This window comes from Waterburya sp., from assembly GCF_058530065.1.
This window is the reverse complement of sequence record NZ_JBZNBU010000088.1, coordinates 1-8,440: the sequence shown is the minus strand read 5'-3', so window position 1 is coordinate 8,440 and position 8,440 is coordinate 1. Positions and strand designations below refer to the sequence as shown.

Below are 8,440 nucleotides of genomic sequence, written 5' to 3'. Positions count from 1 at the left end.
GAGAACAATTAACAACCCCGAACTAACAACATCATTTGTAGCAAGCATTTAAGTATTTCATATTAGTAACTGGCAAAATTAGGAGAATTTTATCTGGAAATCCTTCCCTTAAGAGTTCCTAAAATACGCAACATTTTAACTAAAACCTGGATTAGAGTTAAATGGTGCGTCTGAGAAATTTTCCCCCTATTTATCAATTGTCTATTAATAAATAGGGAGATTTTAAAACCCGTGCTGCCCTGGAGCGAGAATTGGCTGCCAGTATTTTTGTTTGTTAGTTATTGGTTATCTGCCATTAGTTACAAAAAACGAAAGATAAAAAACTACAGAAAATAACTATGCTATCTCAAAAAATTATCGATCGCCTCAATCAACAAATTAACTTAGAAATCTATTCTTCTCATTTATATCTGCAAATGAGTTCTTGGTGTGCTTACAAATCTCTTGAAGGTTGTGCGACTTTTCTCTCACAACACGCAGATGAAGAGATGATGCATATGCGTCGCTTGTTTAACTATCTGCAAGAAACAGGTGCTTTAGCCACAATCAATGGCATGCAAGCACCACCTAACGATTTTGGTTCGTTAACTGAAATGTTTGAAAAAATCTACGAACACGAACAAGCTGTCACTAGTAAGATCAACGACTTAGTTCACTTAGCTAATACCGAACCAGATTATGCCACCCTGCAATTTCTGCAATGGTATGTGGCAGAACAACATCAAGAAGAGTTTTTATTCAAAGGTATTCTCGATAAAATTAAACTAATTGGCATAGAAGGACAAGGTATTTTCTTTATCGATCGCGAAATTGGTAATATGGCAACTGCAACTGCAACTGCAACTGCTCCTAATGCTGATAGTAAAGAAACTACCACCATGACTGAGTAAACTTTTGTCTTGAGGTTTCAATAATTATCCAAGTGCTAAATCTCTCAGGCGATCGCATTATCTTCAATCCTTTTGGTTAACTTCTGTTTAAAAGTTGGAGGAATCAAGAGTTGAAAGTTGGCGATCGCTTTTCGCTCGATCCAGGAAAATCTTATTTACAAAGCAGCCGAAATTAATTTCTCTAATACTCTCTTTTGTCAGTCTGGGAGAGGTCAAGAAAAAATGGAACTAGGATCGTCTTGAGATTGAGATTCAATTTTTGCTGAAGCAGTTTTCTTAACTTTGCCACATACTTCTAAGATGGATATGGGAATAACTACGATCCAAAATAAAGAAGCAACGGTAATAACTAACCAAGAAGTTAAATCTGTTTTGGAACATTCTTTATCTTGAAACATTCTATAAATTAGAAACAAACAATAGGTAGTTATTCCAGAAAAATAAAAAGTCATTTTAAAAATAAATATTATTATTATTTTAGTCAGTACGAATTATATTATAAATTTTTAATTTCGCCTGTGATAACAGTAGACTTCTCCATCAAGTTAGAGTTAACAATCAAGAAAAAGTCCTCAAGTACTACTTTACAGTCTTCCCTAGAGGAAAACCGATCCCTCATATATAGATATCAATATTTACAGTCAACCTAAAACATAATCGAATTTACCCCAAGAGAGAAAAGGGATAAAAATAAACGGGAAATCGAGAGAAAAAACTTCGAGCGAAAGTTTAGTATTATAGGGAAATATTGTATGAAGTTTAGTTAAAGATATATCTTGGCAATTCTCTTAAAATAGTGGCAAATAAAAGTAGTTCATCACAGTGGCAAGATTTGAGCCAACCCCAAGTAACTAATAATCACCACTTGGCAAATATTAAAGCTCATCTAGATTTAATTTTATTGGCTTTAGAAGCAATTGCTAAGATTAACTCTGAGGCGATTTTAAGTGCAGCTAAAGATTTACACTTAGAATCTCTGTTGCGCGATCGCATTACTTTATGGCGATTAAGATCTTCTAATCCACAACGGAAAACATCTGGTGGTCGAAAAAAATTAGATGTCGAAGAAGCAAGGGCATTAGTATTAATTATTTGCTATTTAGCTCAAACTCATCAAGAATTATTACGTCGAGCCGTTAGTCTTTTGGAGCAAGTTACAGCCCAAAATAAACCCCCTTATGAAATTTCTTTATTGGGAGATTATCTCGATAATTTTATTAATTTCTATCAAGCAAGAATTGCTATTGATTGCCAAATAAATAGACAACAATTAATTCCTTTAGCTTGGAATTTATTAATTAGTCTTTTGTTTTATAGCAGTCAAAACGGACACCGCATTCTGTGGACTGCTATTTTTGATGCTGCTCAAAATTCTTCTGCCATAAAATAATTTTAATTAGATAATTTTCATCATGTCAGTTACTATTCATCGTTTTACCCCTCCTACCTGCACTTTAGAAATTAAAGGTAAAAACTCTCCTCTCTCCCGTTGGTTAAATCGAGATGTCTGGCAAAATTTTAAATTCAAATTAAGTTTTGACGATCCTCGCCTTCCTACTTCTCAACAAGTAACCATAACAGGAGATCGCTGGAATTTAGAACTTTTACAAACGGCAGTAGATAGTTATATACAGGAGTTTTTACACAATTCTTTGATTGTTTCTCCTCATTTGAATCAGCAACAACAATTCAGTAAAAATATTCCTTATCTACAAACTAAAACTCTCACTGAATGCGAACTGTTTTTTGGTAATTTGTCAAGAGATACTAGGGAAGATAAAATTACCCTCAGTACGGTACAACTATTTGACTTGGTTACCGCATTAGAGGCTTATCAAACTAAGATACTAACTCTAGCAGAATTAGAAAAAGAACGAAGCAAAAAACTAATTTCCCTTTGGAGTAGTATCGCAGCAGTCGCGATCGCAGGCATTGGCATTGCTGCTATTTTAGATCGACCTTTACCGCCACCAAACATAGCTGATTCATCGAAATCAGACACCCCTGATTCTACAGCAGGATTTGATGATATTGTTGCCCCAGACATTAGCAATTTACCTCAAAAATCAATACCCCAACCCCAAAGCGATCGAACTCTCTCATCAGCCAAGAGATTGCCTCCACCTCCAGCAGTAGATACCCCCAAACCCAAACCCAACATACCCGATCCTGCTGATTACCCGTCTTCTGAAGTCTTGCGTCAGTCGGGGTTAAATAAATCTCCGATCCCACCAACTCAAACTATAACTCCTATTGCCGAAGCCCAACCAACCACAGAAATAAACAACCTGGAAGAAAATATTCAAAATCGAGCCAAAATTGACGTTTCAGCAGCAAAAACTAATATAGCCACCAGAGATAATAATCTTGCCGACAAAACTCCAAAATCGAGGAAGCGAGCGCAAGAAATCAAAGCCTATTTTGAAGAAAATTGGCAACCTCCAGAAGATTTAAAACAAAGTCTAGAATATCGTTTATATTTAAACCCCAATGGTTCGATTGAGAAAGTAGTTCCCATTGGCAAAGCCTCAAGCTTATATCTCAGTAAAACTAATATTCCCGTCCGAGGAGAGATCTTTATTTCGCCCGATAATAAATCTCAAAAATCTAGAATTCGCTTACTTTTAAATCCTGATGGAGGAGTAAAAACATTTTTTGAGTAGATTGGTTTGTACGATCTTTTCTATAGATAGCATTACCTATTTAAGTTATTTATTTGACATTTTTTAGATAGAATACTTAACATATTTTGACGATCGCTCTGACTCAATTTCTCTCCCGCTGTAATTTTCTGACGGAGATCTGATAATTGTTCTTTTAATATTTCACCTATAGATTTTTCTAGTAGTCTAATTTCTTCTAAAGGAATGCGATCGCAAGCCCCTTGAGTAACTGCTAGCAAAACTGCAATTTGTTCGGCAACGGGTATTGGCTGATATTGATTTTGTTTGAGGACTTCGCGCACTCTTTGACCCCTGGCGATACTTTGTTGGGTAGCATCGTCTAGCTGAGTACCAAAACGAGAAAAGGCTTCTAATTCTTCAAACTGGGAATAAGATAGACGCAGATCCCCAGCTACGGCACGATAGGCAGGTAATTGGGTTTTCCCCCCAACGCGAGAGACAGACTTGCCCACATCAACGGCGGGTAAGATACCTTTGTGGAAGAGATTGGGAGTGAGATAAATTTGACCGTCGGTAATAGATACCAAATTTGTCGGAATATATGCTGAAATATTTTGCGCTTCGGTTTCTACGATAGGTAAAGCAGTTAGAGAACCACCGCCATATTCGGGACGTAAATGAGTGGCTCGTTCTAAGAGACGAGAATGGATATAAAAAATATCCCCAGGAAAAGCTTCTCTTCCTGGGGGACGACGTAATAATAAGGAAAGTTCTCGATATGCTCTAGCGTGTTGGGTTAAGTCATCATAGACTATCAGTACATCTTTACCTCGAAACATAAAATACTCCGCCATTGATGTCGCTGCGTAAGGAGTAATGTATTGCAACCCTGGAGTCGTTTCCCCTCCTGCCACTACCACGATGCAATATGCCATCGCTTCTCTTTGACGCAATTGGGCAATTAATTTCGCTACTGCCGAACTCCGTTGTCCGATCGCACAATAAATACAGATAACATCTTTGCCTTTTTGGTTGAGTATGGTATCTAAAGCGATCGCCGTCTTTCCCGTAGCACGATCGCCCAAAATTAATTCTCGTTGTCCCCTGCCGATGGGAATTAAAGCATCAATCACCTTAATCCCCGTTTGCAAAGGTATGGTAACGGCTGCCCTCTGCATAATTCCTGGGGCTTCTCTTTCAACAGGTAAACGTTGGCTAGTGTTAATTGCCCCCAGATTATCTAAAGGTTTGCCCGTAGCATCAATTACCCGACCCAACAACTCTTCCCCTACAGGAGTATCCGCCACTCTTCCCGTTCTGAATAGTTGGCAACCTGCTTTCAAGCTTTCAGCATCATCTAACAAAATAATCCCTACTTCATCGCGATCAAGATTGTAAGCCATCCCATAGGTATTGCCAGGAAACCTAACAAGTTCTTCTGCCCGCACATTGGGCAAACCTACAGCGCGGGCAATTCCTCTACCCAGATAAGTTACAGTTCCTACTTCTTCAATCTCTAACTCAGGTTGATAGTTATCCAAAACCTGTTGAGATAGAAAAATAGTTTCATTTAATAGACTGTGCCAGATCGAGTTTTTCAAGTGTTTTCAGTAAGATAAACGACTAAAAATCAAATTCAACGCCAACTTCTGTGGTGAAATAATCGATGGCATCATCGCCAGTTTGGCTAGCATATCTAACCTGTCCCAATACACTAAATTTACTACTAACTGGAACAGATGCACCGCCTTTGACCTGCCAGGTAAAGCGGGTATCATCTTCGATAACTGTAATGCGGTCAAAATCCCTGAATTCATCTTCGACACGGTATCTTAGGTTAGAAATTCCCAAACCTGGACTGAGGAATAAATCTAAACTATTGTCTCTGTCGTTTAAAGGTAGCATAAATCTGGGATTGACCATGATTGAAGAAATAGTGTAGCTTTCATCATCCACATTCAAGTCGGAATCGATATCGCCCGCAAAAGCACTAAATTCGAGGTCGGTAGCTAAATAGCGATTAAATTTAATCCCCGCAAACAAGCTACCACCGAAGCTGTCATTAATATCGACATTGCTACCTGCAAAAATATCTCTATCTTCATCAATATCGGGGAATAAAATACCTAATGTTGCTCCCGCGTAACCGTCTATTCCGTTAGATTTTTGGGCTGTTCTTGATTTTCTTGGCCGATTGATTGAATCTTTGTTTCTAATATCTGTTTCTGGATCTGTTTGAGATAATCCAGAAGTATTGATTTTTGTTGGTAGATTATCTCGATCGCTTTCTGGATAAATATTTTGGGCATAAGCATTTGTTGGGAAACCCAAAACAAGTGCTGCAAAGACTGCTGTAGCTGCTAAGGTTTTCATAATCGATTCTCCTGGTAAGACTGAAATTGTGTCTTGCCCCAACCAAATTAAGTGTCTCAATCTGCTTTATACATATAGATTAATCGATTTGTTTGAGTAACTTGTGAAGAATTAATTACAAATATTATTCATGTGGCATTGTTAGCTAGTATTTTCTGCCAATACCTTGGCAGTTGCTATTTCTAATTCAGTTAAATAATGTTCCAAATTCCAAGAAATCTTATAACCGCGATCGCGTAATTCTATGCCACAAATAAAACTATCATCAATTTCAAACTCAACCTCTGCTTCAGCAGCAATCTGTTCTCGAATTGCTGTTATCAATCTAGCTCTTTGTTCTCCTCCAATATTAAAAGCACTACGGATAGTCACTAAGTGCTGACCTTGAGGTATGGGCGCAGAACTAATAATTTCCGTTTGCAGTGAGTTGAGATTATAAAGACGCTCGATAAAAGTATCAATAATCTCTGCTTCTAGATTTGCTTTTGCCAAATCGACTAGGGCTTTTCTAGCAGTAAAGGTAATTTGTTTGGTTAAGTCGTTACGGATCTTATTTGTCAGATGCTGGCGATCGCGTTCAAAATTTTGATACCATTGCGATCGCATTTGTTCCACATCTAAAATCGCCGTTTGAGTTAATTCTTCTTTTTTAGACTCTACTTCTCTTACAGCTTGGGTTAACCATTCTTGTTTTTGTGCTTCTAATTCTTTTTGCTTTTGCAGATATAGTTCTTTCTCTGCTTGAGCCTCTTTTTCTTTAATAGCTGCGGTAGCCAATTGACGCTCAATTCTCTGCGATCGCCCTTCCATCGCCTGAGTAATGGGTTTATACAAAAACCGTTTGAGCAAAGCAACTAAAATCAGAAAATTAATTATTTGAGCAATGATAGTAAAAGGATCGATTAGCATACATTATTACTTATTACTTATTATTTATTACTGAGAAACTTTACCCTCCAGCCTTCTCAATAAAGAAAGTCCAAAAAGGATTGGCAAAGATCAAAATTAAGGTAATTACAAAGCAGTAAATCGCCGTCGATTCTACCAGTGCCATCCCGACAAACAGAGTGCGGGTAATATCTTTAGCAATATCAGGTTGTTGCGCGATCGCGCTTAATGCTTGCGCTAGTGCTTTGCCTTCTCCTAAAGCGGGGGCGATCGAACCCACAGCAATTGTTAATCCTGCGGTAAGAATTGATGCCATTGCAATTAATCCAAGGTTGTCCATTGATTTTGTTAGTTGTAAGTTGTTGATTGTTAGTTGTTAGTACTCCTGCCTTTTGCCTCCTATTGAGTTGCTGCTGCGATAAAAACCATTGCTAGGATGGCAAAGATATAAGCTTGAATTAGTCCCGTCAATAGTCCCATCGCTTGCATAACGATTGGGAAAAATAATGGGGCAACAGAAAGCAAAATCGCTACAATCATCGTGCCACTCATGACGTTGCCAAATAAACGCACTGAAAGAGAGATGGTGTTAGAGAATCTGCCAATGATATTAAACGGCAGCATAAAGGGCGTAGGTTGCAAATAGTATTTTTTAAAGTAGCCCCAAAATCCTTGTTTCTTGATGCCATAGAGAGGTATCGCAAAAAAAACGCATATTGCCAGGGCAGCAGTGGTAGAAAGCGAACCCGTTGGGGGTTGATAGCCAGGAATAATCGCGAGAATATTGGATATGGCAATAAAAACAAACAGCGTACCAATAAAAGGGATATAAGGTTTTGGTGGTTGCTGGCTGACTTCTGCGATTTGGTTGCCAATACCTAATACCAAAACTTCCAGTAGGTTTTGCCCAGGAGAAATTTTGGTAGATGCGGAAAGTTTGCGGGTAATTAGCCAAGAAATAAGAATCAAAAACGCCATTACCAGCCAAGTGAATACTATAGTTGCATTGAGGGTGATGATACCTCGTTGCCAAAAGATTATTTGGTCTGGAGTTAAATTCATATAGCTGTGGTTAGTTGTTAGTAGCTACGCTTTTTTAATCAATTAATTTCAGGAAGGTTAGTTTTACTATGTGGTTGAATAGATAAAATCATGATTGTTCTGACTACCAAAAATCCCAAACAACAAATCAGTAAGGGAATTACCCCATATACGGCATTGCTACTAAGGATTAAAGACAGGACAAATAAGATAACTCCGAGTCTGAAGATAAAACCAAAAAATATCAATCGATAGGGATGCCGACTGACGGTCAGTTGCTGTACCGTCAACCACAATCCACCAAAATAGAAAAGTCCCAAACTTGCACCGAGCGCAAAAGCAATTACTGGTATCACTGTTTTGTTCCATAACTGGTTTGCTGCAATTATCTTATGGGCAAAATTTGAGGAATTTGTGATGTATGGTCGTTCTAATTAATTTTCTTATGGTCTAAGTTATCGTTTCGGGGGAATGGGGAATGGGCATTGGTGACAATTTAACGTCTTGTGTTGTTTGTCAAACGCTTTTGAGTAATGAGTAATGAGTAATGAGTAATGAGTTTTGCACTAATCCTAAAGCAATTTAAAGTCCGAATTACTCTTTAATCTATAATCCATGTACAGT

At 37.9% G+C, this 8,440-nt stretch carries 10 protein-coding genes; 3 read left to right on the top strand and 7 right to left on the bottom strand.

The genetic code is table 11. The annotated features are described in order from the left end of the window. The first annotated feature begins 338 nt into the window (after positions 1-338). The gene (gene ftnA / locus AC33VI_RS05970) at positions 339-890 is read left to right on the top strand and encodes a non-heme ferritin (RefSeq protein ID WP_491781353.1); all 552 of its coding nucleotides are present in this window, start codon (positions 339-341) and stop codon (positions 888-890) included. A gap of 212 nt (positions 891-1,102) precedes the next feature. On the opposite strand, the gene AC33VI_RS05965 is transcribed toward ftnA, so the two are convergent. Continuing rightward, positions 1,103-1,288 (bottom strand): hypothetical protein, encoded by a 186-nt coding sequence (locus AC33VI_RS05965; protein ID WP_491781352.1) that lies wholly within the window; start codon positions 1,286-1,288, stop codon positions 1,103-1,105. Positions 1,289-1,686: 398 nt separating this feature from the next. On the opposite strand from AC33VI_RS05965, the gene AC33VI_RS05960 reads away from it, so the two are divergent. Both AC33VI_RS05960 and AC33VI_RS05955 read left to right on the top strand, forming a co-directional pair. Next, positions 1,687-2,280 carry a DUF3038 domain-containing protein gene (locus tag AC33VI_RS05960; RefSeq protein WP_491781351.1) on the top strand — a complete coding sequence of 198 codons (594 nt, stop codon included), beginning with the start codon at positions 1,687-1,689 and terminating at the stop codon, positions 2,278-2,280. Between the two features lie 22 nt (positions 2,281-2,302). After that, positions 2,303-3,553: a DUF4335 domain-containing protein gene (locus AC33VI_RS05955; RefSeq protein ID WP_491781350.1), complete on the top strand. Its 1,251-nt coding sequence runs from the start codon at positions 2,303-2,305 to the stop codon at positions 3,551-3,553. Positions 3,554-3,585: 32 nt separating this feature from the next. Here the strand turns inward: AC33VI_RS05955 and AC33VI_RS05950 are convergent, their stop codons facing one another. From AC33VI_RS05950 to AC33VI_RS05925, 6 genes are all read right to left on the bottom strand, one after another. Then, complete coding sequence (locus AC33VI_RS05950; protein ID WP_491781354.1) at positions 3,586-5,076, bottom strand: alternate F1F0 ATPase, F1 subunit alpha; 1,491 nt, start codon at positions 5,074-5,076, stop codon at positions 3,586-3,588. 61 nt (positions 5,077-5,137) lie between these two features. Beyond that, a complete protein-coding gene (locus AC33VI_RS05945; protein WP_491781349.1) occupies positions 5,138-5,947 on the bottom strand; it encodes a porin family protein in 810 nt (269 codons plus the stop codon). Between the two features lie 81 nt (positions 5,948-6,028). Next, positions 6,029-6,796 carry a F0F1 ATP synthase subunit B family protein gene (locus AC33VI_RS05940; protein WP_491781348.1) on the bottom strand — a complete coding sequence of 256 codons (768 nt, stop codon included), beginning with the start codon at positions 6,794-6,796 and terminating at the stop codon, positions 6,029-6,031. A gap of 40 nt (positions 6,797-6,836) precedes the next feature. After that, positions 6,837-7,115, bottom strand: coding sequence for a F0F1 ATP synthase subunit C (locus AC33VI_RS05935; protein ID WP_491781347.1), 279 nt, complete (start codon positions 7,113-7,115; stop codon positions 6,837-6,839). Between the two features lie 59 nt (positions 7,116-7,174). Further along, on the bottom strand, positions 7,175-7,837 hold the full coding sequence (locus AC33VI_RS05930; protein ID WP_491781346.1) for a F0F1 ATP synthase subunit A: 663 nt from the start codon (positions 7,835-7,837) through the stop codon (positions 7,175-7,177). A 38-nt stretch (positions 7,838-7,875) separates the two neighbouring features. Then, positions 7,876-8,172, bottom strand: coding sequence for an N-ATPase subunit AtpR (locus AC33VI_RS05925; protein ID WP_491781345.1), 297 nt, complete (start codon positions 8,170-8,172; stop codon positions 7,876-7,878). Between the last annotated feature and the right edge of the window lie 268 nt (positions 8,173-8,440).

What these genes read in the sequence shown, in the direction of transcription:
- ftnA (WP_491781353.1), top strand. Translation starts at nt 339, where the DNA reads ATGCTATCTCAAAAAATTATCGATCGCCTCAATCAACAAATTAACTTA.
- AC33VI_RS05940 (WP_491781348.1), bottom strand. Translation starts at nt 6,796, where the DNA reads ATGCTAATCGATCCTTTTACTATCATTGCTCAAATAATTAATTTTCTG.
- AC33VI_RS05935 (WP_491781347.1), bottom strand. Translation starts at nt 7,115, where the DNA reads ATGGACAACCTTGGATTAATTGCAATGGCATCAATTCTTACCGCAGGA.
- AC33VI_RS05955 (WP_491781350.1), top strand. Translation starts at nt 2,303, where the DNA reads ATGTCAGTTACTATTCATCGTTTTACCCCTCCTACCTGCACTTTAGAA.
- AC33VI_RS05965 (WP_491781352.1), bottom strand. Translation starts at nt 1,288, where the DNA reads ATGTTTCAAGATAAAGAATGTTCCAAAACAGATTTAACTTCTTGGTTA.
- AC33VI_RS05930 (WP_491781346.1), bottom strand. Translation starts at nt 7,837, where the DNA reads ATGAATTTAACTCCAGACCAAATAATCTTTTGGCAACGAGGTATCATC.